Source organism: Desulfovibrio sp., assembly GCF_014803725.1.
Lineage (GTDB): Bacteria > Desulfobacterota > Desulfovibrionia > Desulfovibrionales > Desulfovibrionaceae > Desulfovibrio.
On the sequence record NZ_JAAVBE010000026.1, the window covers coordinates 13,687 to 37,579 of the forward strand.

Sequence of the window (23,893 nt, forward strand, 5' to 3'; positions counted from 1 at the left end):
CGGGCTCCTGCCGCTAGCTCCCGTAGCGTCTGTCCAGCACGCGCTTCGACTTGCTGAAGGTGCGCGGCAGGCTGGCATAATCAGCCACTTTCACGTCCATGCGCGCGAGGATGCGCGCCCGCAGGCGCGCGGCCACGGCCTCGGCCAGCGCCGCGTCGCCGCCGGCCGTTGCGTCGGCCGCCCGCTCCACGGTGAGCGCGAGGTGGTCGATGCCGCGTTCGTCGCGCGTGAGCTCGATCTGGTACTCGCCGCCGAGTTCGGGGAATTCCCCGATGACATCCATGATCTGCCCGGGGTAGATGTTCACCCCGCGGTAGATGATCATGTCGTCCGAGCGGCCGAGGATGCGGTCATGCCTCGGCATGGAAAGCCCGCAGGCGCATTCGCCGGGGATGAGCCGCGTCAGGTCGTGCGTGCGGTAGCGGATGAGCGGCACGGCCTCCTTGCGAAGGCTCGTCACCACCATTTCCCCCACCTCGCCATCGGGCACGGGCTCGAGGGTCTGCGGGTCGAGCACTTCGATGATGAAGAGGTCGGCCCAGTAGTGCAGCCCGTCATGCGCGTCGCAGTCGATGGCCGTGCCCGGGCCGTACATTTCCGTCATCCCCGCGATGTCATAGCTCCCCTCGAGGCCCAGCTTTTCCTCGATGGCAAGGCGCATCTTCTCGCTGCGCGTCTCGGCGCCGCAGATGACCTTGCGCAGGCGGAGCTTTTCCGTGAGGCCCGCGCGCTCGGCCTCCTCGGCGAGCAAAAGCGCCATGGACGCCGTTGCCCCGAAGCAGGTGGCGCCCATGTCGGCGAGGAGCTGGAGGTGCATCTCGAGGTTCCCCGGCCCCACCGGCACGGTGAGCATGCCGAAGAGCTCGCTCCCGAGCTGGAAGCCCGCGCCCGCCGTCCAGAGGCCGTAGCCCACGGCCACCTGCATGCGGTCGGCCGGGGTGAGGCCGGCGAGCTCGTAGCAGCGCGCCATCTGGAGGCTGAAGGTCTCGGTGTCGGCCTTCGTGTAAGCGAGGATCTTGCGCTTGCCCGTGGTGCCGCTGGAGGCGTGGATGCGCGCGATCTGTTCCTCGGGCACGCAGACGAGCGGCAGGGGATAGCCGCGCCGCAGGTCTTCCACGTCGGTGAGCGGCAGACGGCGGAGGTCGTCGAGGCTCCTGATGTCGAGCGGGCCCACGCCGCAGCCGTCAAGGAGCGCGCGGTATTGCGGCGATTTTTGCGCCTGGGCCAGTGTCCAGCGCAGGCCGTGGAGCTGGATCTCGCGCAGGCGTTCCGGGGAGTGGTCGGGGATGAAGCGGGAGCTTTTGGCGTCGGGCATGGGGGGCTTCCGTGGTGTTGCGGGGCGGAGCAGGCGCGGGAAAGCGCAGGCTATCCCGCTTTGGCGCCAAGGGCAAGGCGCGGCGCCAGAGGAAGCGCGGGGCCGAGGTCGATGCCGGCCGGCGTCACCACCGCGCGGAAGGGATACATCTCCACGCCCGCGGCCAGCGCCTTGGCGAAAAGCGCCGCATAGTCCGGGTCGATGAAGTCCGCCGGGGCGAAGCAGCGGCCGTCCGGCCGCTGCACGAGGTAAAACATGGCCGCGCGTTCCCCTTGGGCCACGATGTCCATGAGCTCGCGCAAATGCTTGCGGCCGCGCTCGCTCGCCGCATCGGGGAAGCAGGCGGCGTCGTCCTCCACCATGGTCACGTTTTTGCACTCCACCCACAGCGGCGCAAGGCCCGGGCCGGTGAAAAGGCCGTCAAGGCGGCTCTGGCCGCGTTTGGCCTCGCGCCTGAGCTCGCTATACCCGGCCGCAAAGGGGAGGCGCCCGGCGCGGAAGGCCGCTTCCAGCATCCTGTTGGGGCTTGAGGTGTTGACGCCCACCCAGAAGCCGCGCCCGGTGGGGAGCGCCCCGGCGCGCGCGGCGGCTTCCACGGCGCAAGCGTCCACCGCGCCCGGCGCGGCGCGTTCGGCGAGCCAGACCGCCTCCTGCGTATACGGGAGCTTGCGGCCCGCCGCTGCCGCCGGGGAAACGAGCACAGGCGCCCCGGGCCGCGTGAGCCCGAGCATGGAGCCGGAATTGTTGCTGTGCGCCCAGAGCGGGCCGGCGCCGGTTGCGAGCTCCACGCTGAAGCGCTTGACGCGGCGCACGAAGGCCCCCACCCGGCACGAGGCCGCAAGCGGCAGGAGCGGCGCCGTCTGCCCGCGGCTTGCGCGTGCGTCCTCCCGCATTTACACCCCCCGGTGAAGCTGCTAAAAATACCGGCATCCGCGCGGCCGTAGCCGCCCATCCCCACAGGAGCCCGCCATGCAGATCGCCGAACGCCTGAGCCAGATCCAGCCATCCCTGACCCTTGCCATCAACACCCGGGCGCAGGAGCTCAGGGCGCAGGGCGTGGCGGTGACGAGCCTCGCCGTGGGCGAGCCGGACTTCCCCACGCCCGAGCACATCAAAGAAGCGGCCAAGGCCGCCATTGACGCCAATTTCACCCGCTACACGGCCGTGGCCGGCATCCCGGAGCTCAGGCGCGCGGCCGGCCGCTATTTCGAGCGCCACTACGCGACACCCGTGGCGCCGGAATCCATCATCATCGGCGCGGGCGGCAAGCAATGCCTCTACACCCTCATCCAGACCACCATCAACCCCGGCGACGAGGTGCTCATCCCGTCGCCCTACTGGGTGAGCTATCCCGACATGGTGCGGCTGGCGGGCGGCGTGCCCGTGACCGTGCATGCCGGCGCGGCCCAGGGCTTCAAGGTGACGCCGCTCATGCTCGAGAACGCGGTCACGGACAAGACGCGCATGCTCATCCTGAACACGCCGAGCAATCCCACGGGCGCGGTCTATGCCGACCGGGAATTCATGCAGATCATGCGCTGGGCGCTGGCGCGCAATATCTTCGTCCTCTCGGACGAGATCTATGACCAGCTTGTCTATCCGCCCGCGCAGATGACGAGCGCCATCACCTGGTTCGCCCACTGCCCCGAGCTCGTGGCCGTGGCCAACGGCCTCGCCAAGAGCTACGCCATGACCGGCTGGCGCGTGGGCTTCCTGGCAGCGCACCCGGAAATCATCAAAAAGATGACCTCGCTTCAGGGGCACAGCCTCTCCAATGTCTGCTCCGTGGCGCAAAAGGCCGCGCTGGCCGCGCTGGAAGGGCCGGATGACTGCGTCATTGAGATGCGCGAGGCCTTCCGCCGCCGCCGGGACCTCGCCATGGACATCGTGGCCGGCTGGCCCAAGGCCGTCTGCCCCAGGCCCGACGGCGCCTTCTACCTCTTTGTGGATGTGAGCGCGCTCTACGGCGGGGCGGTCAACGACTCCACGGCCCTCTGTTCCTACCTGCTGGACGAGGCGCATGTGGCGCTCGTGCCCGGCGCGGCCTTCGGTGACGACAATTGCGTGCGCCTCTCCTATGCCGTGGCCGACGACACGCTCGCCGTCGCCCTCAGCCGCGTGGGCGACGCGCTCGCGAAGCTGGCGGGGTAGGGGCGCCCCTCAGACCCCCGGCGCCTCCGCATAGAGGATGGTGTCCGTGAAGCCGCAGGAGGCGTGCGCCACCTCGAGTCGGTAGCCCGGCACCAGGCTCTTCACATAGAGCGGCAGGGTCACGAGGTCTTCCGGCTTGTGGTAGAGGCAGATGATGAGCCTCGGCCGGAAGCGGCGGATGGTCTCCTCGGCGCCGCGCAGGGCGTCGAGCTCCGCGCCCTCCACGTCCAGCTTGATGCAGTCCACGCGGGAAAGTCCCTCCTCGCGCACCACCTCGTCGATGCTTGTGAGCTCGCAGCGCACCGTGCCCTCGCCGCCGGCTCCATCGTCCGCCCCCTGATTCGCCCCTTGATTCGCACAGATGTGCGAGGAGTCGCGCAGCGAGGCGAAGACCGCCTGCCCCCGCTTTTCCGCCAGCCCGGCCGTGTGCAGCGTATACCACGGCCATTTCGCCAGTGCGTCGGCCGCCTTGTCCGCCATCCAGGGAATGGGCTCGAAGCCGTGCACCCGGCCTTCGGGGCCAACGGCCTCGGCAAAGGCCACCTGCGCGCCCACCATGTCGGACACGCCGCCGTCGATCATGATGTCGCCGGCCTTGGGGCGGATGCGCGGGTGCTCGTATTCGCCGTGCGTGGTGACGGGCAGGTAGCCCGCGTCTCCGGTGAGGATGGCCTTGACGCGCGCGGCGTAGGTGATGCGGCTCGCCTCGTCGGCCAGCATGGCGCAGACCTGCTCGAGCTGCGCCGCGTGGCGGGCGAAAAAGTCCGGCAGGGGCTTGCGCAGCCCGAAGGGGGGCTCGCGGAAGCCCTCCAGATAGAGCATGCCGCCGCCGTAGACGGCCATGAGCCGGCACACCGCGGCCAGCATCACCGGGTCGGGCACCAGAAAGACTTTCGGCCACTGGGGCGTCGTGCCGAGGCGTTCCACCCCGCGCAAGGGTATTTCCCGGGCCTTGGGGCCGGGCAGCGTGAGCCGGCGCGGCGCGCCCTCGGGAAGATCAGGCACCACGATGAGCGGGATGTCCAGGCCCGGGTACGCGGCGCAGAACTGCGCCACCAACCCGAGATGCTCGTGGCAGACGATGCAGCAGGCCTCCCGCACGGAGCGCGGCAGGCCCCAGGGCCTGAGCAGGGGCGCGGCATTGAGCCTTTCCAGCAGCGGCAGTGCGTTGGCTGTCATTTTCCTCCCCCGTTTCCGTCCGCGCTCACCCAGTCGGCGAGGCGCGCCCGCCGGGCCAGCGCGTAGGGGCTCGGCCCCCCGGCTTCGGCCGGCTGCACGAGCTCGGCGAAGCCGCCTTCAAGGCGGTAGACGCGCCAGTCGCCAGCCGGGAGGCGCCCGGAATCCTGTTCGGCCGCAAGGGCTTTTGCGGCGGTTTCGGGCGCGCAAAAGAGCGGAAATTCCCGCACCGAGGGATCGAGCACCACGGCCGCGCCCCCGGCCAGGTCAACGATATAATTGCCCGGCGCCACGACATAGAGCGCGGGGCAGTCCTCCGGGGGCACGGGCGCCTGCAGGGGCAATACCTGATGGCCCCCGCCGCAGGCCGCGAGCGCGAAGGCCAGCGCAAGCGGCGCGGCCAGTTTGGCGCAGCGCAGCGGCCTAGCCATGCTCGGCCATGACGCGCAGGCGCTCGATGCGTTCCTCAAGCGGCGGGTGGGTGCTGAAGAGCTTGGCCACGCCGCCGTCGCGCCCGAAGAGCGGCGCCACGATGAACATCTCGGCCGTGCTCGGGTTGCCGGAGCGCATGGGGATGCTGCCGCTCGCCTGGCCGAGCTTGTAGAGCGCGCCGGCCAGCGCCAGGGGCTGCCCGCAGAGGCGGGCGCCGGTCTCGTCCGCGAGGAATTCGCGCGAGCGCGAGATGGCCATCTGGATGAGGCCGGCGGCCATGGGCGCCAGCAGGGCCAGCACCAGCGCGCCGATGGGGTTGCCGCCGCCTTCGCCGTCGCGGTGGCCGCCGAAAATGGCCGTGAACTGGAAGATATTGGCGAGGGTCACGATGGCCGAGGCCATGACCCCGGCCACCGTCTGGATGAGGATGTCGCGGTTGACCACATGGCCCATTTCGTGGGCCACCACGCCGCGCAGCTCTGTGGGCGAGAGCAGGCGCAATATGCCCTCGGTGACGGCGATGACCGCATGCTCGGGGTCGCGCCCGGTGGCGAAGGCGTTGGGCGCCTCCTCGGGGATGACGCAGACGCGCGGCTTGGGAACGCCGGCATTGCGCGCGAGCTCGCCCACGATGTCGTGCAAATAGGGCGCCTCCTCGGGCGTCAATTCCCGCGCGTGGTACATGGAGAGCACGATCTTGTCCGAATACCAGTAACTGCCGACATTCATCACGATGGCGAGCCCGAAGGCGAGGATGACGCCGCTGCGGCCGCCGAGCAGGCCGCCGAGCACGATGATGATGCCGGAAAGCAGGGCCAGCAGGAGCATGGTCTTGAGCTGGCTGGTCATGCGAACCTCCTTGCGGGGGTGGATGGACTGCGGCGCCGGGCCTGTTGGGAAACGCGCCGCGAGTTTGGGCTGGTGGTGCGGTGTTGCGTTCTTAATGCCGAAATTATCCGTCAAAAACAGCCCTTTCGGCGCTGGCTGCGTCAGAGAAAAATTTTCTCGGTCGAGTACTTAAGTACACTCCCGTCGAAAATTTTTATCTTCCTTGCCAGCGCCGAAAAATCTTATTTTTTAGGATTCTTCCGGCACCAGCACCCGTCTTCCGCTTCGCTCCAGACGGATTTAAGGAATGAGCAACTGCGGCCTCAGTGAATATAAGGTGCCGTAGCCTACAGACAAGGTTTCCCCGCGCCTCAGAACTCCGCCGGGTTGGCCCGAAGCCAGAGCTCGAGCACCACGAGCGTCCACAGGGGCTTGCGCAGGTCGGCGCGGCCCGAGCAGTGGGCCTCCACGAGGCGGCGCACGGCCAGCGGGTCGAAAAGGCCCTGCTCTTTCAGGGCGCGCTCGCCGAGCAGTTCGTCCAAGAGCGGCCTGAGCTTGCCGCGCAACCACTCGGCCACCGGGATCTGGAAGCCGCGCTTGTTGCGGTGCAGGATCTCCGGCGGCAACAGCCCGGCAAAGGCCTTCTTGAGCAGGTACTTGCGCTTGAAACCGTGCAGGCGCAGGCTCACGGGGAGCCTCGCGGCAAATTCGGCCACCTCACGGTCGAGGAAGGGCGCGCGCACCTCCAGCGAGTGCAGCATGGAGCAGCGGTCCACCTTGACGAGGATGTCGTCGAGCATGAACTGGCGCACATACACATGGAACGCGCGGGCCAAGGGCGCGGCCGCGCCTTCGGGCAGCCAGTGCCCGTACTGGGCGCGCGTGGGCGCGAAGAGCGTTTCCGGCGCAAGCGCCGCCTTGCCGCCGTGGGCCGCGAGCCACGCCGGCGAGAGCACCTCGCGCTGCATGTCGGGCCCGAGCGCGGTGAGCATGGTCTGCACGCGCAGCCAGTCCGGAGCGGCCGCGCCGCGCAGGAAGGTCTCGCAGGCGAGGCGCGGATTGATATAGCCCGAGGATTCGGGCAAATGCCGCACGATGGGCTCGATGACCCGGCGCCTGAGCCATGCCGGGAGCGCGTTGTAGCGCTGCGCGATGCGGTAGCCGATGTAGTGCTCGTAGCCGGCCCAGAGCTCGTCCGCGCCGTCCCCGCCGAGAGCCACGGTGACGCGCTCGCGCGCCACGCCCGAGAGCAGCCAGGTGGGCGCGCAGGAGGCGTCGGCCATGGGCACGTCCATGCGGCTCACGATGCCGGGCAGCTCGTCGGCGCACTCCGCTGCCGAAAGGATGCGCTCATGATGCTCGGTGCCGAAAGCCGTGGCCGCGATGCGCGCATAGCGCGACTCGTCGTAGCTCGCCTCGGTGAAGCCGATGGAAAAGCTCATCACGGGCGTGGACGACTCGCGCGCCATGAGCCCGGCCACGATGGAGGAGTCGATGCCACCCGACAGGAAGACCCCGAGCGGCACGTCGCTCACGAGGCGCCGGCGCACGGCCTGGGCCATGAGCCGTTCGAGCTCAAGGCAGAGTTCGGGCTCGTCAGCGGGGGGCGCGGCCGCGGGCATGGGCAGGTCCCAGTAGCGCACGGGCGCGGGCTCCGCGTGCTTTCCCGTCTCCACCATACAATAATGCGCGGGCTCGAGGCTTTTGACCTCCCGGTACATGGTGCCGGGTGTGGGCACGTATTCATACGCGAGGTAGCGCATGAGCGCCGTGGCGTCGAGATGGAAGCGGAAGGGCAGAAAGTCCGGCGGCGCGGTCCCCTCGGGCACGCCTGCCGGCGCGGGGGCGTTTGCGGGCAGGGGGCGGCCGAGCAGCGAGAGCGCGGAAAGCTCGGAAGCGAAGCAGAACACGCCGTTCTGGAGGGTGTAGAAAAAGGGCTTCTTGCCGAAGCGGTCGCGCGCGCAGAAGAGGCGCCGGCGGGGGCCATCCCACACGGCAAAGGCGAACATGCCCTCGAGGCGCGAAAGGCACTCCTCGCCCCATGCGGCATAGGCCTCGAGCACCACTTCCGTGTCCGAATCGGTGCGGAAGCGGGCGCCCCGGGCCTCAAGCTCGCGCCGAAGCTCCCGGAAATTGTAGATCTCGCCGTTGTGCACCACGCAGAAGCGGCCGTCCGCGCTCTGCATGGGCTGGCTGCCGCCCGCGAGGTCGATGATGGAGAGGCGCCGGTGCCCGAGCGCGGCCGGGCCCTCGCGCCAGAAGCCCTCGCCGTCCGGCCCGCGCGAGATCATGCTGTCGGTCATGGCCTTGAGCGCCCTGAGCGCGCCCGGCGCAAGCGCGCTCCCGTCAAGGCGCACCACGCCCGCTATGCCGCACATGTGTCCGCTCCTTTGCGTCCGGCGCTCTTTCCCTGTTCTCGCCGCCAGTCTTCCCAGGCCGCACGGAAGAGTTCCGCCAGCCGGTCCGCGTTGGCCTCCGCGTCGAACATTTCCTTCGCCAGGCGCGCGCCGGCGCGGCCCATGGCCCGGGCGCGGGCAGGATCCTCCGCAAGCTCGAGCACGGCGCGGGCAAGCGCCTCGGCATCGTCCGGGGGCACGGCAAGGCCGGTCTCGCCGTGGCGGATGACCTCGGGGAGCGCGTTGACCGTGGTCCCCACCACCGGTAGGCCGTAGGCCATGGCCTCGATGACCGTGTTGGGGATGCCGTCGCGCCGGCCCGAGGCGTGCACCACGCAGGGCGCGAGAAAGATGTCATGCCCGGCGAGCAGGCCCGGGAGCTCGTTGTGCGAGATGAGGCCCGGCATGTCCACATCCTGCGTGAGGCCGAGCTCGGTGCGCAGCCGGCGGAGCTGGTCTTCCATGTTGCCGAGGCCCATGACCTTGCCGCCGCCACCGGCGAGGGTGAGGCGGAAGTCGAGCCCGCGCTGCTTGAGCAGGGCGCAGGCGCGCAGGAGCACGTCAAAGCCCTTGGTCACGTCGAAGCGGCCCACGGCCAGCAGGCGCAGCGGCCCGGGGAGGAAGCGGGCAGAACCGTCCGTCACCTCGGACCCGGGCGCGGGCAGCGTGAGGCCGTTATACACAAGGGCGGTCTTGCCCCCGGCCTCGCCGGCGCCGAAGGCCTCGATGCGGGCCTTGTCCGCGGCGTTGTTGGCCCGCACGAGCACGGCGGCCGCGAACTTGTCGGCGAGATCCGGGTCGGCCGGGGCGAGATTGTCGCCGCGCGCGGCCGTGGCAAAGGGAAGATTTGCCACGCTCGCGGCCACCCAGGCCGCTGTGGCCGCGCCGCGCGGCCACGGCGCGTACACAAGGTCGATGCCGCCCTCGCGGAACTCGCGCCCCAGCGAAAGGCCGGCGAGAAAGGCCCAGAGATTTTCGCCCAGCACTTCCCAGCTCTGCCAGCGGCGGCAGCAACTGCGGCGGAACAGGCGCCAGAGCCGCACGGGATGGGTGCACAGCTGGCGCAGAAGCTCAAGGCAATAGCGAGGCAGCGCCCGGATGCCGCCCGGCCGCGCGTGGGCGCCCCGCGCCTGCATCTCGTCGGAACAGTGGCGCAGATTGCGGCCGTAGAGCGTGTAGACCGTGAGCGGCAATCGCTCGCGCAGGGCTTCCACCTCGCGGAAAATAAAGGGCTGCGTGAAGAGCGGATACCAGAGCAGCACATAGGCCACATGCGGCAGGCCGGGCGGCAGGGGGGGCTGCTCCGGGTCAGCGCAGGCGCAGACCGGCGCTGGCCTCGTAAGGCGCGGGAAGAGGCTCATGGCCGGCCCTCCCTGGCGGGGCGCTCCCACGGGCCGCCCGCGCGCTCCGTGGCCGGCCGCGCGCTGGCAGCGGCGGGTTTTTCGTCCCCTGCGGGTGCCGTCCAGTCGCCAGTGCCGGCGGGGGCCTCCTGTGCGTGGAGTTCCCCGGCCTCGGCGTCGCGGCGCAGTTCTTCGAGCGTGCGGAAGCGCAGGTCAAAGCTTTCGGCGAGCCAGTCCACATAGGCGCACATCTTGTCGAGGAAGCGCGTGACCGTGGCCTCGTCCGGCACATGCGGGGCGCCGCCCGGGAAGAGCTCGGACGAATGCCAGGTGAGCGAGAGCACCCGGCCCCCGCGGCTAGCATGGAGCAGGGTGGTGAGCTTGAGGAGCGCAAGCGGATGCTCCACCGGCAGGAGCGCCAGCGCCCCCCAGTGCCTGAGGCCCGCCTGCATGGCCGCGCCGGCGCCCGCGGGAAGCGCCCCGGAAAGCCCGGGCAGCCAGGAGAAGAGCGGCGTCACTGTGAGCGGCATCTCGAGGATGCGCGTGGCCCGGGCGTCCACCCAGTAAGGGTCGGCGGGGGCGTCGAAATGGTCGGGGCCGGCCATGCTGTCCCTGCCGCGGTGGAGCGGGCGCACCGAAGCGTCACAGCGCACGCCGAATTCCCCGAGGAGCGGCCAGAGCGGCGCATGCAGATCCCAGCGGCCCATGCGGAAGGAGCGCACGGGCGCGCCCTGGAAGGTTTCGGCCGCCTGGAAGAGCGTGGCCAGCTTGGCGGCCATGCCCTCCTGCGGCACGGCGGCCGCCGGCACGCGCGTGAGCATGCAGCCGGGCGCGGCGGCCGCTTCGGGCGTGAGCGGAGGCGTGTTCCAGTGGTGGAGATGGGCGCCGATCTCCGCGCCGTGGTCGTCGCGTAAGCGGGCGAGCACCCGGCAGGAGGGAGCATCGGTGAGGACACTGTGCGCGCAGAACAAGGTAGGCTTTATCCCGCGCTCGAGCAGCGGGGCGAGCCGCAGGAGCGCCCCCGTATTGCGCACGCCGGGCGCGCGGCAGGCGTAGGTGCCGCCGAAAAGCCCTTCCTCCTCCACATCGAGGCTCAGGACGAGCGTCAGGGGGCGCTTCGTCCCGGGCTCGGGGAGGCCGTTGGGTCGGGGGGCCGGGGCCGTCATGGCGCCGCCTCCGGGGCCGCGGCCTCCGCATAGAGGTCGCGCAGGGCCGCGATATTGCGGCCGCGGTCGAACATGGCCTCCACGAGGTCGCGGCCGGCCAGCGCCATGGCCCGGGCGCGTTCGCGGTCGGCCAGCATGCGGCGCACGGCGCAGGCCAGGGCCGCGGGGTCGCGCTCAGGCACGAGCAGGCCGGTCTCGCCGTCGCGGATGACCTCGGCGATGCCGCAGACATCGGTGGCCACCACTGGCAGGCCCATGGAGAGCGCCTCCATGATGACATTGGGGATGCCGTCGCGGTCGCCGTTGCTGTGGACCACGCTCGGCACCACGAGCATGTCGTGGGTCTGCATGTAGCGGCGCAATTCGTCATGGGGCACGAAGCCCGGCAGGTCGATGCAGCCCGCAAGGCCGAGCCGGCGGATCTGGCGCACGAGGCGGCCGCGCCACGCGCCGTCGCCCACGAGGGTGAGGCGCACGGGCACGCGCTCGCGCCGGAGCCGGGCGAGGGCGGTGATGAGCTCGGGGAAGCCCTTGGTGCGCGCGAAGCGCCCCACGGCGAGCAGCCGGTAGGGCGGCTGCATGGGGAGCGCACCGGGCTCGCGCTCGGTGAAGGTCAGGCTGTTGTAAACAAGGCGCACCTTGCCCTCGGCGCCGGGCGGGCAGAAGCGCGCAAGCCAGGCCACATTGGCCGCATTGTTGGTGCGGATGAAGAGCGCGTCGCGCGATTTCTCGCGCAAGAGGCCGTCCTCGGGATAGATGTCGCCGGCGCGGCCCGTGAAGGCGAAGGGGATGCCGGTGAGGCGCGAGGCCACCCAGGCCGCCGTAGCCGGGCCATTGGCCCAGGAGGAGTGGATGAGCGTCACGCCGTCGCGGGTGCAGTCCTCGGCGAGGAGGAAGCCGGCCATGAAGCACCAGAGGTTTTCGCCCAGCGCCTCCGCATTGCGCATGCGGCGGAAAAAGCCCTCGCGCAGAAGCTGCCAGACAAGGTGCGGGTTTTTGCCAAGTGCGCGGAAAAAGGCTGCGAAGATGCGGAAAAACGCGGCCACGCCCATGCGCGTCACCGGGCCCGGGTACTCGCGCATCTCGCGCGAGCAGCCCCTGAGCGCCGCGCCGTACATGGTGTAGACGCGGATATCGAGCCCGAGCTCGCGCAGCTGGACGACCTCGCGGAAGATGAAGGTCTCGGAGGAAAGGGGGAACCAGAGCAGCACATAGCCGATGACCGGCGCGACCGCGGAAGCAGTCAGGGGCGCCGCGTCAGGGGGGCAGCCGCTGGGGGCGCGGCCGTCGGGAGCGTTCGGAGAGCCGGGCGCGGCGGCACCGGCAGGGGAGACGTGGGGGGCGGGCATGCCGGCCTTCAGCTCGCGGCCCCCTGCGCCGCCTGGTATTCGGCCACCAGCGCCTTGGCCCGGGGCAGCTCTTCGGCCACGGCGTCCACGGCGGCGCGCACGTGCTCCTCGGTGTGCGAGGCGGAGATGAAGAAGCGCAGGCGGGCCGTGCCCTCCTTCACCGCCGGGAAGGAGATGGGCATGACATAGATGCCGCGCTTGAAGAGCGCCTGCGAGAGGAAGCCCGAGACGAGCGAGTCGCCCACGATCACCGGCAGCACCGCATAGCCCTGGGCCGCGCCGGTATCGAGCCCCTTGCTCTGGGCGTAGTGGAGGAAATACTGGCTGATGTTCTGGAGGCGGTGCACGCGCTCCGGCTCGCGCAGCATGATCTCCAGCGCCTTGTGGCAGGCCGTGGCGATGACCGGCGGCATGCCCACGCTGAAGACGAAGCCCGGCGAGCCGTATTTAAGGAAGCGCACAAGGTCCGCGCGGCCGGCGATGAAGCCGCCGCAGCCGCACATGGACTTGGAGAGCGTGCTCATCCACATGTCCACGTCCGTGGGGTCGATGCCGAAATACTCGCGCACGCCGCGGCCGGTCTTGCCGAGCACGCCGAGGGAATGGGCCTCGTCCACGAGGAGCATGCAGTCGTACTTTTTCTTGAGCTCGATGATGCGCGGCAGGTCCGGGATATTGCCGTCCATGCTGAACAGGCCCTCGGTGACGATGACCGCGTAGCGGTGCTCCGCGCGGTGGGCCTTGAGCATCTCCTCAAGGGCGTCGCAGTCGTTGTGCTCGTAGGAATAGCGGGTGGCGCCCGAAAGGCGCGCGCCCTGCACGAGGGAATTGTGCGCGAGGCCGTCGTGGAAGATGGCGTCGCGCGAGCCGAACATGAAGCCCAGGGTGGAGACATTGGTGGCGTGGCCGCTCACATAGACGATGGCGTCCTCAACGTCGTAGAGGTCGGCGAAGGCGCGCTCAAGCTCGCGGTGCGGGGGCCTCTCGCCGCCCACGAGGCGGCTCGCGCCGGCCGAGGTGCCGAAGCGCGCCGCGGTTTCGGCCACGGCGGCCGTGATTTCGGGATGGGCATTGATGTCGAGATAGTCATAGGTGGAAAAATTGATATATTCCTTGCCGTCGATCAGGGTGGTGGCCTTGGCCGCCTGGTCGTGGCAGGCGAAGAGCGGATTTTCGAGGCCCATGCTTTCGGCGAGGTCCACCATGCGCTCGAAGGAGAGCTTGGAGCGCATGCGGTTGAAACCGCCCTTGGCGTCTTGCTGCCCGGCCGCTTGCGCGGCGGAGTGCTCGTTCTTCATGCCTTTTCCCTTAAAATGACTATGTGCAGCACGGGGCGCCCCGCGCACGATTTTGTCGGGGAGCGCAGCGGGAAATACCCACGGCGATAGACGCTTTATCTCTAGCGCAAGCACTCCCGCAAGGCAAGCCCGTTGTGCCCGGAACGGCATCGGCGCACGCATGCCGGGCCTTTCCGGGACGCCGGCCGCGCGCCCGGGCTGGACATGCGCCCGGATACGGCCTACCATTTTCCGCCGCGATTTTTCACCGCCCGGAAAATTTTGTGCAGGACCCCGCCCATGCCCAGGGACGAACAGCCCATCCCGCCTGAAGCCGCCCCCGGCCCCAGCCCCAATGCCAGCGCTGGGCCGGCTGCCGCTGGCGCCGTACAGGACGTGGCGCTCGACGGCGTGCGCTACGCGCGCCTCACCCAGGGGGGCGCCTTCTGGCGCCTTGCGAGCCTGTCCCCCCTCTGGCGCGAGGAGGTGGCGGGGCTTGCGCCGGAGCCGGATGCAGAAGCGCTCAAGGCTCTTTCCTCCCGTGGCATCTGGCTCGCGCCGGAGACCGGCGCCCAGCCGCTCGCCGTCATGTGCTGCGGCCTGGGCTCCTTCTGGCCCGGCATGGGCCGTGAGCTCTATGACAACTTCCCGGCGGCGCGCGAAGGCATGGACCGCGTGGCCGCTCTCGCCGACTGGGACATCCTCGGGCTCATGGACGAGACCGACGTGGAGGCCATCAGCCACACCCGGCGCCAGATCCCGTATCTCTTCCTCCTCGAATACGCCCAGTGGTGCCAGTTCGCCTCTTTGGGGCTTGAGCCCGCGCTCTTCTGCGGCCACAGCCTTGGGGAGCTCATCGCGCTCTCGCTCGCCGGCATCTACGGCCTTTCCGAGGCCTGGTACATCCTCGAGACCCGCGCCGAGCACATGGCCGAGCTCGAAGCCAAGGCCACGCGCGACACGGGCATGATGGCCGTGCATGCCGAGGCGGCCGTCATCGACGAGACCCTTGCGGCCTGGCCCGACCTGTATGTCTCCAACCGCAACACGCCGCGCCAGTTCATCCTGAGCGGCCCGCGCGAAGCCCTCAAGGAGGCGCGCGCCGCCTTGCGCAAGCGCCGGGTGCCCTCCATGGTGCTCAACGTGAGCCTCGCCTTCCACCATCCGGGCATGCGCATCCTGCGCGACCTCTCGCAGCGAAGGCTCGGGGCGCTCGAGATGCACCCGGCCCGGGTGCCCATGCTGAGTGGCATCACCGCGGGCTATTATCCCGACGACCAGCCCTCCATCTGCCGCTACATCACCGATTTGGACGAGAACACCGTCGCCTGGACCGACTGTGTGGACGCCATGTGGCGGCGCGACGGCATCCGGCAATTCCTGGAGCTCGGCCCGCAGGACACGCTCTGCGGGCTCGTGGCCGACTGCGAGCCCCGGGCGCTCTGCTTCTCCGCGGGCCGCAAGGGCGCCGAGGTCGCGGCCATGCGCGAGGCCTGCGCACGGCTCTACGCGCTCGGGCATCTGCGGCTTTCGGCCATCCGCAAGGTGCGCGGAGAGCGCCGGCCCACCGAGGCCCCGACGCCCGCAGAGACGGGCGCCGAGACTGGCCCCGAACCGGCCACCGCGGCCCTCACTCCTGCGGCGGGGGCGCCGAAAACCGCGCCCGTCGAGCTCTTCTTCGGGGAGGATGCGGAGAAGGCCCGGCAGGTGCTGGAGCTGCTGGCCGAGGCCTGCGGCCGTCCCGCGGACGAGCTCAGGCCCGAGCACGATTTGCGCTATGACCTCGCCCTGCGCTCGAGCCGCTTTCCGCTCCTCCTGCAGGAGGCGGAGCGCCGCCTCGGTGTGCACGCGGAATTTGAAGCCCTGCTCCGGGTGAGCACCGTGGGCGACCTTGTGCGCGTGCTCCTCGGACGCGGCAGCAAAGACGCCGCTGCCGTGCCGGCAGGGGGCGCCCCGAGGCCGCGCCGGCGCGGCCCCTTCGCGCCGCTGCTGCGCCTGGCGCCGCCCGCGGGCGACGGCGCCCGGCTCCTGCCGCTGGACCCTGCCGGCTTCGGCCCGGGCGTGGAAGCGGGCCGGGTCTATGCGCTCTGCGTGCAGGACGGGGAGCTTTTGCCGGCGCTCTGGAGCGGCCTCGCCGCGTTCGGGGCCACGCTCGCCGTGCCGCAGGGCCTTGCGCAGGCCTGCGCGCCGCTGGCAAAGGCCGGGAGCCGTATCCTGCCGCTGCCGGATGACGCTCTGGAAAGCCCCGGGGCGCTGGGCGCGGCCCTCGACGCCCTGCTGGCCGCGGAAGGCCGGCTGGACGGCATCGTTTTGGTGCCACCTGCCGGAACTTTGGGCGATGGAGGCGGGGCGCCGGATGCGGCCCTCGCACTGGCCCTGGGCGCATGGTGCGCCGGGCATGCGCGCCCCTGGTTCGTCTGCCTGCGGCGCTTTCGCGCCACAAGGGAGCAGGCGGAGGCCGTTCGTATCGGCGAAGCGGGCGCGCCTCTCGCTGGCTGGATGCAGGCCATGGCCGGCGCCGGCGCCGCGCCCGTGGTGGCGCTGCTTGACGACGGCCGGCCGCTCGGGCGCGACGCCCTGGGCGACCGCTGCGCCGCCGAGCTTTTCCGCGGCAAGGGCCAGACCGTCCTCTGGAGCCTTGCCGAAGAGGGCTTTCGCCCGGCAAAGGCGCCCCTTCTGGACAGGCCCGAGGTCTCCGCGCCGGTCTACCCCGAGCCTTGGGCCGGCGCGCAGCCGCCGCTTCAGGCGGAAAGCGGCCTCTTTCAGGGCGGCTGCCAGTTTTCCGCCTTTGCGGACCCGGCCCTGCTTCAGCATGGCGGCTGCGGTGAGGGCGCTCCCGGGCCATGGCTGCCCTTTTCGCGCGCTTTGCTTGCCCTCCTGCAGGGGGCGCGCCTGCTCCTGCCGTGGCTCACGGTGACGGGCTTTTCCGACGTGCGCTTTTTTGCGCCGGCCGCCCTTGCGCCGGGCATCACCCGCGAGGGCCGCGTGACCGCGCGCGGCCGCCCGTGGATCATGCACGACGGGGCCATGACGCGCATGTGCCGCACGGCCCTCGACATCCGGGAACTCACGGCCAATGGCCGGCACACGGACACCTTTGCGCCGCTCGCCGACGCCATGGCCCTGCTGGCCCCGGGGCCGCGGGCCGCGCCGCCGCTCGCGCCGTTGCCCGCTCCGCCAGGACAGCCCGGCGCCCCCCTGCCGCTCCCGGGCCTCTATGGCCGCCTCGGCCTCGGGCCCGACTGGCGCCTCATCTCCGAGCTTGCGCCGCTGTCCTTCACGGCGGACGGCGATGTGCTCGCCGTCCATGCGGGATTGCTCGCGCCGGGCAGGGCCGCGGCCTTTCCCATTGCTCCGCGGGCGGATTGGGGCTATGCTTTCGCATTGCAGCTCACGGCCGCCGTCATGCAGGGTGCCCTTCTGGTGCTCCTGGCGGAAGCTCCTGACGCGGCGGCTCCGGCCTGGCGTTGCGAGGGCGTGGGCTATATCCGCTTCGGGCTTCTGGCGCCAGGAGAAGAGGCCGGCCCAGCCGCAGGCGCCCGCACGCTGGAGGTGCGGCGCACCTGGGATGACGGCGCCCGCGTGCGCTTTGACGCCCAGGTGTCCGGCCCCGGAGGGGAGACCCTGCTGACCGTGCACCATCTGGAGTTCGAGCGGCCGGCCACGCCCCGGCCCGATACACCCCGGCAGGATGGCACCGCCTGAAGCGTGCGCGAGCGGGTGCCCCCGCCGCGCCAAGGCAGGCTGCGCTGAACCATGGCCGCCCTCATGCGGCCCCAAGGATGTCCATGAAGCACATTTTTCCCGTATCCCGCGCCAAGGGCCGTGCGGCCGCCGGCAGCCTGCGCCGTGCGGCGCCCCTGCTGCTGGTCCTCCTCCTCGCGCTGTTCGCCGTGGCCTGTTCCTCCAGCAAGGCGAGCATGAAGTCGCCTGAGCTGCCGCCGAGGCACTGGCTCGACGAAGCCCCGGGCGTGCCCGTGGAGAACAAGGACAAGCTGGAGGCTGTCGTCCCCAACCTCTATGACCCCGACAAGCAGTTCAGCTTCGAGGAACTGGTCTTCCTCACCATCCAGCAGTCGCCCCTGCTGGTGAACAGCGCGGTGGACCTGGAGATCAACCGTCTCGCGCGCACCAACGCGGGCTGGAAATACCTGCCCGAGCCCCGCATGGTGCTCACGGTCTCCAACAATATCACCCGCTACAACATGAACGTGCGCAATACGCCGTCCGACTACGGGCGCCCCAGGCTGCGCGCCTCCTTTTACGCGCCCTTCCCCAACCCGGTGGCCACCTATTTCGAGAACAAGGTGCAGCAGGGGCTCGTCAACGTGGCCATTTCCACGCACCGCAAGGCCGTGGGCGACGTCATCTACGAAATGGCCCAGAGCTACCTCAAGCTGGAGGCTCGCCGCAGGATACTGGCGGCGCAGAAGGGGATACTGCCCCTCGGCACGAACCTCGTGCAGTACTGGCAGCAGGTGGAGGCCGTGGACGGCCGCCAGGGCACGTCCCTTGACATGGCGCGCCAGAGCCAGCGCGAGCGCGAGCTCAACGTGGAGAAGTCCACCCAGGAGGAAACCATCGACCGCACGCGCATCAAGCTCATCGCCGGGGTGGAGCCGGAGCAGCGCCTCAGGGTGGACCCCGGGAGCGCGGACGACATCCTCGAGGGCTTCGACGGCCACACCCTCAAGTGGGAGGACCGCTGGGCCATGACCGAGGACGAGCTCCTGCTGCGGGCCCAGCTCAAGCTCAGCGACTACAACATCATGCTGGCCTGGGCCCAGTATGTGCCCAACATCTCGTTCTACGTCAACGATTCGCCGCCCGCGGGCCAATACCAGCCGCCCAACGGCAAGGACGACTACTTCCTGCATGTGAACTTCGACTTCCCGCTCATCGACTGGGGGCGGCGCTACCGGGACGTGCAGACCGCGCGCATGAAGAAGGCCCAGGCCTTCCACGACATCGCGCGCAGGCGCACGGAGTATTCCTACAACTGGCTCCAGGCCGAGCAAAGGGTGACCCTGGCGGAGACCGACCTCAAGGTGCAGAAGATCCGGCTCGAAACCGCGGAAATGAAGTACAAGGAGGCGCGCATCGCCTTTGACGAAGGCACGGTCGAGCTGCCCCAGGTGGTGGAGGGCGAGGAAGCGGCCGCCAATGCGCGCATCGCCTATATCAGGGCCGAACTGGAATACAATCTCGCCCGGCTTGAATGGATGTATATCGCAAACCTCCTCCAGGAGCGCTTTCTCGGGCCGCCCGCCAAGGAGATCATCTGATGTTCCGTGCAACGATCCTTCCTCGCGGCGCCCTGTGGGCGCTTGCCGCGCTTGCCTGCGCGGTCTCGCTCGGCCTTGCCCGGGCGGCCGTCGCCGCTGAGGCCATCATCCTCACGGGCAAGGTGGTGACCACGGTCACGCGCGCCGTGCCCGTGCCCTTCAATTCCGTGGTGGACGAGGTCCTGGTCAGGCCGGGCGACGCCGTGGAGGACGGCTCGCCGCTTTTGCGCTATCATCTCCAGGACGAGGCCGAACGCATCCTTCAGCGCGAAGTGACGAGCGGCGCCGGCACCGAGGGCCTCAAGGGCCAGGTACTGGACATGGAACGCCAGCTCGCCCAGCTCGTGGCGGAGCGCAACAAGTCGCGCCAGCTCGTGGCCTCGGGCCTCGGGTCCAAGCAGGCGCTCTCGCGACAGGAAAGCAGCGTCTCGGCGTTGCGCGACCGCATCGAGCTGACGCAATCCACCATCCGCAAGACCGAGAGCAATTTTGCGGCGCGCCTCAGGGAGCTTTCGGGCTACTTCGGGCAACCCATCAGGGAAGGGGAGGAACTGCCGCGCACCCTGGTGCTCACCTCGCCCATCAGGGGCTATGTGCTGTCGCTCGCCTCCAACCTCAACCCGGGCAACCTCATGGCCGCCAATTCCGCGCCCGTGCAGGTGGGCCAGCTCAATCCGGTGCTCATCCAGGTGCCGGTCTATGAGGCGGACGTGAACACCATCAAGGTGGGCGACAAGGCCCAGGTGGAGATCCCCTCCCTGGGCGACCGCAAGTTCACCGGCCTTGTCAGCGAGATCTCCTGGCTCTCCACGGACATGAACGTGGCGAACCCCTCCTATTACACGGTGGAACTCACCGTGGCCAACCCCGACCTTGTGCTCAAGCCGGGCTTCAAGGCGGTGGTGCGCTTCGACGGTGGCGGCCAAGCGGCCGGCAAATGAAGCTGAAGAGCATACCGCGGCGCCTGGGCTACATCCTGGGCGCCCAGTGGACGCGCGACCTCGCCTGGACCGCGTTCACCATCCTGCTCGCCCGCCGCAGCCCGGACATCCTCGGCCAGATCGTCCTTGCGCTGACCTTCGGCTACCTCGTCAAGACCGTGGCCGATGTGGGCCTCAACGACTTTCTCCTCTCCACCTTCGCCCGGCGCGAGGCGCGCCCGCGGGCACTGCTCGGCGAGGTGAGCTGGCTCAAGCTCGCCGTGCTCGTTGCGGCGCTTGCCGTCACCTGGCTCATCACCGGCTGGCAGGGCTACATGGCTGAACTCAGGCTCGTGGTGCTCGCCATCGCCGCGGGCCTCGGGCTCGACGCCGTGGCCGATTCCTTTTTCAATCTCTGCCAGGCGCGCGGGCGGCAGGACGTGGAGATGCGCATCCGCGTGCCCTCGGCGCTCGTTGGCCTGGGCTACGGCATCGTGTGCGTGCTCGCGGGCGCGCCGCCGCTCGCCATCGCGCTTTTCAAGCCGCTGGAGGCCCTGCTCGCCATCGGCTTTTCGCTCGCCGCGCTCGGCCGCAACCCGCTGAGGGGCGTGGGCCTCGCCGGCATGGGCCACCTCGCGCATGAGATGCGGCATGGCCTCATCTTCACCGGCATGGCGGCCTGCGCCATGTTCTACAACAAGATCAACGTCATCTTTCTGAAACACTACGGCGGCAATGCGGATGTGGGCGGTTACGGCGTGGCCTGGGAGACCGTGGAGGGGCTTTCGGTGCTCGTCTCGAGCGCCCTGCTCGGCAAGGTGATCTTTCCGCTGCTGGCGAAGCTCTGGCAGGAGAGCCGCGCGGCCTTCCGGCGCCTCGCCGGCCAGACGGCGCGCTCGCTCTGGGCCGCCTCGCTGCCCATCATCTTTCTCATCTGCGTGGAGAGCGACCGCTTCCTCCCCTTTATCTACGGGCCCGACTACGCGAGCGCCGTGACCGCGCAGCAACTGCTCACGCCCTGCCTCGCCACGGCCTTCCTGCACAATCTCGCGGCCTATGCCATGATCGGCATGCGCAAGCACAAGCTGCTCTTCGGTTTTTATCTGAGCGGGCTTGTGGTCAACCTCATCTGCTGCGCCACGCTCATCCCGGCGAGCCCGCTCACGGGTGCCGCGCTTTCGCTCACCATCACCAAGGTCTGGGTGGCGATACTCACGGTGAGCTATTTCCAGTGGGCCGCCAGACCCATGACCGCCGGCCAGTGGCTGCTCATGGGCGCGTGCGCGGCCTTGAGCGTTGGCCTGTGGTGGGGCGCGGGCCTTGTGCTCCCGCGCGAAGCGGCCGAGCTTGCGGGCCTCGTGCCCCTGCTGGCGCTCTTCTGGCGCTGGCGGCCGCCGCCGCCCTTTGAGACGGCCCGGGAACTCAAGGAAGATACGGGCGCCGGGCCCGGCATTGACGCTGAAGGCCCCACCGGCTAGGCTCGAAGCATGGAAAGCCCCTTCCAGCCCCTGCGCCGCCGTTTTCTTCAGGGCGCCGCCGCCCTCGCGGTGGGCGCGCTGGCGCCGCCAGCCCCGGCCCGCGCAGCTGCGGGGCCGGCCACCATGACCACGGTCATCGACGTGGACGCCTGCAACGGCTGCGGGGCCTGCGTCAGCGCCTGCCGGGCGCGCAATCTCGCCCGGGTGCCGCTGCCCGTGCATCCCATCCCGCAGCCGTATCCGCCCTCGGTGCGCATCCAGGACTGGTCAGACCGACGCGATGTCACCGATTGCCTGACACCCTACAACTGGCTCTATATCCAGTCCTGCACCATCCGCACGGGCGGCGCCACGCGCCGGGTCTTCCTGCCGCGGCGCTGCATGCAGTGCGTGAACCCGCCCTGCGTCAACCTCTGCCCGGCCGGCGCCGCGCGCCAGCGGGCCACGGGCGCGGTCTATGTGGATGAAAATTTCTGCATCGGCGACGGCCGCTGCATCCGCTTCTGCCCGTGGATGATCCCGCGCCGGCAGTCGGGCGTGGGCATCTATCTCGACCTTGCGCCGCGCTATCTCGGCAATGGCCAGGTCTTCAGGTGCGACTATTGCCAGGATCTGCTGGCCGAGGGCCTGCCCCCGGCCTGCGTGAGCGCCTGCCCGCGCAAGGCGCAGCACTTCGGCCCCAGGGCCGAGATGTTCGCCCTCGCCGAAAGGCTCGCGGCCGAGCGCAACGGCGACATCTATGGCCGCACCATCAATGGCGGCACCAATACCCTCTATGTGTCGGAACTCACCTTTCGCGACATTGAGGTGGAATTGCTCCGGCAGGACCAGATAGGCGTGGGCCGCCCGAGCCTCAGGCCCCCCGGCGCCACCATGGCGAAGGAGAACGACCTGCTCGGCTGGGTGCTCGCCGCGCCGCTGGCAGGGGCCGGCCTCGCGTGCCTGCGCCTCTGGCGCGACCGCCAGAAAGGACGGCGCCCATGAAAGACCGCGGCCCGCTCTTTTCCTCCTTCATCCTCTTTCTCTGGAACGCGGCCGTGCTCACGGCCCTTGTGAGCGGCTTCGCGCACCTGCCCGTGGCCTACCGCTACGGCCTCATCGACACCTGGAACACCTCACCCACGGTCATCCATTACTGGGCCGCGGCCGCGCTGCTCCTGCTGGCGGCCTATGCCGGGGTCATCTGGTTCGGGGAGAGCGCGGGCCGCTTCCGCCTGAGCCGCTGGGGGCGCCTGCGCTGCCTGCTCGTGACCGTGCTCGGCCTAAGCGGCCTCATCCTCATCCTGCACAATCTTGAGGATGTTTCCATCTACGGCGGCGCTTACGCCGGCTTCAAGCTCTGCCACCTCTTCTGCGCCGTGCTGTTCGCCGTCTTCCTGCTCATCCGCGGCTGCCTGCGCCTTTTGGGGCGCGGCCGTTGCGTCCTGCCGCTTGCCGGGGGCCGGCGCCGCTGAATCCCGGCCGGCCGCCTTTTGAAAGAAAAAGGCCATTGATTGCACGTTTTGCCCCTTGCGGGGCTGCGGGAAGATGCTGATATATCCGGCTTGTTGGCCTGCCATCGGGAGGAAGTATGAAGCTTTTTTGCGCCTCGCTTGCCTGTCTCGCCGTGCTCGCGCTGAGCGGCCCCGCCCGCGCGGCCGACGCCTTCAGCTACGAAGGCCGCGCGGCAACGCCCGCGCCCATCCCGCTCTCCGAGCAGGGCCTGCAAAGCGTGGAGGCCACGCCGCTCAAGGTGGTGAACAGCGAGCGCCACATCCTTGAGGGCGCGGTGTTCGACCGCGAGGGCAATCTCTATTTCTGCGATGTCACCGGCGGCAAGGTGCAGAAGCTCACGCCGGAAAACGAGCTCTCCGACCATGTGGTGCTGGACGGGCTTTCCCCGTCCGGGCTGGCCTTCGGGCCGGACGGCCGGCTCTACATGGCGGTGAAAAATCCCGAAGGCACGGCGGGCTCCATCCTCGCCGTGGCCGTGGCCGGGGGCCGGCCCGAGGTCATCGTGGGCGCGGAAAAGGGCTATCTGCCCAATGACCTTGTCTTTGACAGCAAGGGCGGCCTCTATTTCAGCGACTGCAAGGGCTCGAGCACCGTCACCGGCGGCGGCATCGTCTACCGCGCGCCGGACGGCACCCTCACCCTGGTCATCCCGGACATGGCGCAGGCCAACGGCGTGGCCCTGAGCCCCGATGATGCCGTCATCTGGGCCACGGAATACGCCCGCGAGCAGCTGCACAAGACCACGGTGAAGGACGCCACAAAGGTCGTGCCCTTCCGCTCGCACATCCCCTACAGGTTCACGGGCCGCGGGCCGGACTCCATGCGCGTGGACGCGGACGGCAATGTCTACGTGGCCATGATGTCGCAGGGGCGCGTGCTCATCTTCAACCCCAACGGCTTCCCCATCGGGCAGATCCTGTTGCCCGGGCGTGACGAGGGCCAAAACCTGCTCTCCACGAGCCTCGCCATCCACCCGGAGAAAAAGGAAGTGCGCATCGTCACGAGCAACCCGGCGGAAAGCGCCAGCGCGGACGCCGTGATCTTCACCGCGCCGGCCTTCGCCCCGGGGCTGAAGCCCGGAAAGTAAGTGGATTTTTCGCACGGTTTTTTGCGAGGTTACGTTAGACAAAGCAGTTAAGAGATCTTCCTTAATTCCGTCTGGAGCGAAGCGGAAGACGGGTGCTAGTGCCGGAAGAATCCTAAAAAATAAGATTTTTCGGCGCTGGCAAGGAAGATAAAAATTTCCGAAGGGAGTGTACTTAAGTACTCGACCGAGGAAATTTTTC

At 69.4% G+C, this 23,893-nt stretch carries 18 protein-coding genes; 8 read left to right on the plus strand and 10 right to left on the minus strand.

What is annotated here, in order from left to right; genetic code table 11:
* Positions 1–13: 13 nt before the first annotated feature.
* Together HDR50_RS09535 and sfsA are read right to left on the minus strand one after the other, a co-directional pair.
* Positions 14–1,315, minus strand: a complete 1,302-nt coding sequence (locus HDR50_RS09535; protein WP_291357891.1) for a phenylacetate--CoA ligase — start codon at positions 1,313–1,315, stop codon at positions 14–16.
* A gap of 50 nt (positions 1,316–1,365) precedes the next feature.
* Positions 1,366–2,208, minus strand: a complete 843-nt coding sequence (gene sfsA / locus HDR50_RS09540) for a DNA/RNA nuclease SfsA (protein WP_291357892.1) — start codon at positions 2,206–2,208, stop codon at positions 1,366–1,368.
* 76 nt (positions 2,209–2,284) lie between these two features.
* Here sfsA and HDR50_RS09545 point away from each other — a divergent pair, with 76 nt between their 5' ends.
* Positions 2,285–3,466 (plus strand): pyridoxal phosphate-dependent aminotransferase, encoded by a 1,182-nt coding sequence (locus HDR50_RS09545; RefSeq protein ID WP_291357893.1) that lies wholly within the window; start codon positions 2,285–2,287, stop codon positions 3,464–3,466.
* Between the two features lie 9 nt (positions 3,467–3,475).
* On the opposite strand, the gene HDR50_RS09550 is transcribed toward HDR50_RS09545, so the two are convergent.
* The 8 genes from HDR50_RS09550 to HDR50_RS09585 form a co-directional block, all read right to left on the minus strand.
* Entirely contained in the window at positions 3,476–4,645 is a 1,170-nt protein-coding gene (locus HDR50_RS09550) for an FkbM family methyltransferase (RefSeq protein WP_291357894.1), read from the minus strand.
* The gene (locus tag HDR50_RS09555; RefSeq protein WP_291357895.1) at positions 4,642–5,073 is read right to left on the minus strand and encodes a DVU_2496 family lipoprotein; all 432 of its coding nucleotides are present in this window, start codon (positions 5,071–5,073) and stop codon (positions 4,642–4,644) included. The genes HDR50_RS09550 and HDR50_RS09555 overlap by 4 nt, the downstream gene beginning before the upstream one ends.
* Positions 5,066–5,923, minus strand: a complete 858-nt coding sequence (locus HDR50_RS09560) for a zinc metalloprotease HtpX (protein ID WP_291357896.1) — start codon at positions 5,921–5,923, stop codon at positions 5,066–5,068. The genes HDR50_RS09555 and HDR50_RS09560 overlap by 8 nt, the downstream gene beginning before the upstream one ends.
* A 350-nt stretch (positions 5,924–6,273) precedes the next feature.
* Positions 6,274–8,280, minus strand: a complete 2,007-nt coding sequence (gene asnB, locus HDR50_RS09565) for an asparagine synthase (glutamine-hydrolyzing) (protein ID WP_291357897.1) — start codon at positions 8,278–8,280, stop codon at positions 6,274–6,276.
* Positions 8,268–9,659 (minus strand): glycosyltransferase family 4 protein, encoded by a 1,392-nt coding sequence (locus HDR50_RS09570; RefSeq protein ID WP_291357898.1) that lies wholly within the window; start codon positions 9,657–9,659, stop codon positions 8,268–8,270. Before HDR50_RS09570 ends, asnB begins: the two co-directional genes overlap by 13 nt.
* Positions 9,656–10,804: a glycosyl transferase family 1 gene (locus HDR50_RS09575; RefSeq protein ID WP_291357899.1), complete on the minus strand. Its 1,149-nt coding sequence runs from the start codon at positions 10,802–10,804 to the stop codon at positions 9,656–9,658. Before HDR50_RS09575 ends, HDR50_RS09570 begins: the two co-directional genes overlap by 4 nt.
* Positions 10,801–12,153, minus strand: coding sequence for a glycosyltransferase family 4 protein (locus HDR50_RS09580; protein WP_291357900.1), 1,353 nt, complete (start codon positions 12,151–12,153; stop codon positions 10,801–10,803). The genes HDR50_RS09575 and HDR50_RS09580 overlap by 4 nt, the downstream gene beginning before the upstream one ends.
* 8 nt (positions 12,154–12,161) lie before the next feature.
* Positions 12,162–13,451: an aminotransferase class I/II-fold pyridoxal phosphate-dependent enzyme gene (locus HDR50_RS09585; RefSeq protein WP_291357901.1), complete on the minus strand. Its 1,290-nt coding sequence runs from the start codon at positions 13,449–13,451 to the stop codon at positions 12,162–12,164.
* Between the two features lie 279 nt (positions 13,452–13,730).
* Between HDR50_RS09585 and HDR50_RS09590 the strand changes: the two genes are divergently transcribed.
* From HDR50_RS09590 to HDR50_RS09620, 7 genes are all read left to right on the plus strand, one after another.
* Positions 13,731–17,135, plus strand: coding sequence for an acyltransferase domain-containing protein (locus tag HDR50_RS09590; protein WP_291357902.1), 3,405 nt, complete (start codon positions 13,731–13,733; stop codon positions 17,133–17,135).
* 83 nt (positions 17,136–17,218) lie between these two features.
* Positions 17,219–18,715: a TolC family protein gene (locus HDR50_RS09595; protein WP_291357903.1), complete on the plus strand. Its 1,497-nt coding sequence runs from the start codon at positions 17,219–17,221 to the stop codon at positions 18,713–18,715.
* Complete coding sequence (locus HDR50_RS09600; RefSeq protein WP_291357904.1) at positions 18,715–19,656, plus strand: efflux RND transporter periplasmic adaptor subunit; 942 nt, start codon at positions 18,715–18,717, stop codon at positions 19,654–19,656. Before HDR50_RS09595 ends, HDR50_RS09600 begins: the two co-directional genes overlap by 1 nt.
* Positions 19,653–21,113 (plus strand): oligosaccharide flippase family protein, encoded by a 1,461-nt coding sequence (locus tag HDR50_RS09605; RefSeq protein ID WP_291357905.1) that lies wholly within the window; start codon positions 19,653–19,655, stop codon positions 21,111–21,113. The genes HDR50_RS09600 and HDR50_RS09605 overlap by 4 nt, the downstream gene beginning before the upstream one ends.
* Positions 21,114–21,122: 9 nt before the next feature.
* A complete protein-coding gene (locus HDR50_RS09610) occupies positions 21,123–22,097 on the plus strand; it encodes a 4Fe-4S dicluster domain-containing protein (protein WP_291357906.1) in 975 nt (324 codons plus the stop codon).
* Positions 22,094–22,567 (plus strand): FeS-binding protein, encoded by a 474-nt coding sequence (locus HDR50_RS09615; RefSeq protein WP_291357907.1) that lies wholly within the window; start codon positions 22,094–22,096, stop codon positions 22,565–22,567. Before HDR50_RS09610 ends, HDR50_RS09615 begins: the two co-directional genes overlap by 4 nt.
* 116 nt (positions 22,568–22,683) lie before the next feature.
* Entirely contained in the window at positions 22,684–23,694 is a 1,011-nt protein-coding gene (locus tag HDR50_RS09620; RefSeq protein WP_291357908.1) for an SMP-30/gluconolactonase/LRE family protein, read from the plus strand.
* Positions 23,695–23,893: the final 199 nt, after the last annotated feature.

Excerpts from the sequence above, each read along its gene's own strand:
- HDR50_RS09535 (WP_291357891.1), bottom strand. The coding sequence starts at position 1,315 with ATGCCCGACGCCAAAAGCTCCCGCTTCATCCCCGACCACTCCCCGGAA.
- sfsA (WP_291357892.1), bottom strand. The coding sequence starts at position 2,208 with ATGCGGGAGGACGCACGCGCAAGCCGCGGGCAGACGGCGCCGCTCCTG.
- HDR50_RS09545 (WP_291357893.1), top strand. The coding sequence starts at position 2,285 with ATGCAGATCGCCGAACGCCTGAGCCAGATCCAGCCATCCCTGACCCTT.
- HDR50_RS09550 (WP_291357894.1), bottom strand. The coding sequence starts at position 4,645 with ATGACAGCCAACGCACTGCCGCTGCTGGAAAGGCTCAATGCCGCGCCC.
- HDR50_RS09555 (WP_291357895.1), bottom strand. The coding sequence starts at position 5,073 with ATGGCTAGGCCGCTGCGCTGCGCCAAACTGGCCGCGCCGCTTGCGCTG.
- HDR50_RS09560 (WP_291357896.1), bottom strand. The coding sequence starts at position 5,923 with ATGACCAGCCAGCTCAAGACCATGCTCCTGCTGGCCCTGCTTTCCGGC.
- asnB (WP_291357897.1), bottom strand. The coding sequence starts at position 8,280 with ATGTGCGGCATAGCGGGCGTGGTGCGCCTTGACGGGAGCGCGCTTGCG.
- HDR50_RS09570 (WP_291357898.1), bottom strand. The coding sequence starts at position 9,659 with ATGAGCCTCTTCCCGCGCCTTACGAGGCCAGCGCCGGTCTGCGCCTGC.
- HDR50_RS09575 (WP_291357899.1), bottom strand. The coding sequence starts at position 10,804 with ATGACGGCCCCGGCCCCCCGACCCAACGGCCTCCCCGAGCCCGGGACG.
- HDR50_RS09580 (WP_291357900.1), bottom strand. The coding sequence starts at position 12,153 with ATGCCCGCCCCCCACGTCTCCCCTGCCGGTGCCGCCGCGCCCGGCTCT.
- HDR50_RS09585 (WP_291357901.1), bottom strand. The coding sequence starts at position 13,451 with ATGAAGAACGAGCACTCCGCCGCGCAAGCGGCCGGGCAGCAAGACGCC.
- HDR50_RS09590 (WP_291357902.1), top strand. The coding sequence starts at position 13,731 with ATGCCCAGGGACGAACAGCCCATCCCGCCTGAAGCCGCCCCCGGCCCC.
- HDR50_RS09595 (WP_291357903.1), top strand. The coding sequence starts at position 17,219 with ATGAAGCACATTTTTCCCGTATCCCGCGCCAAGGGCCGTGCGGCCGCC.
- HDR50_RS09600 (WP_291357904.1), top strand. The coding sequence starts at position 18,715 with ATGTTCCGTGCAACGATCCTTCCTCGCGGCGCCCTGTGGGCGCTTGCC.
- HDR50_RS09605 (WP_291357905.1), top strand. The coding sequence starts at position 19,653 with ATGAAGCTGAAGAGCATACCGCGGCGCCTGGGCTACATCCTGGGCGCC.
- HDR50_RS09610 (WP_291357906.1), top strand. The coding sequence starts at position 21,123 with ATGGAAAGCCCCTTCCAGCCCCTGCGCCGCCGTTTTCTTCAGGGCGCC.
- HDR50_RS09615 (WP_291357907.1), top strand. The coding sequence starts at position 22,094 with ATGAAAGACCGCGGCCCGCTCTTTTCCTCCTTCATCCTCTTTCTCTGG.
- HDR50_RS09620 (WP_291357908.1), top strand. The coding sequence starts at position 22,684 with ATGAAGCTTTTTTGCGCCTCGCTTGCCTGTCTCGCCGTGCTCGCGCTG.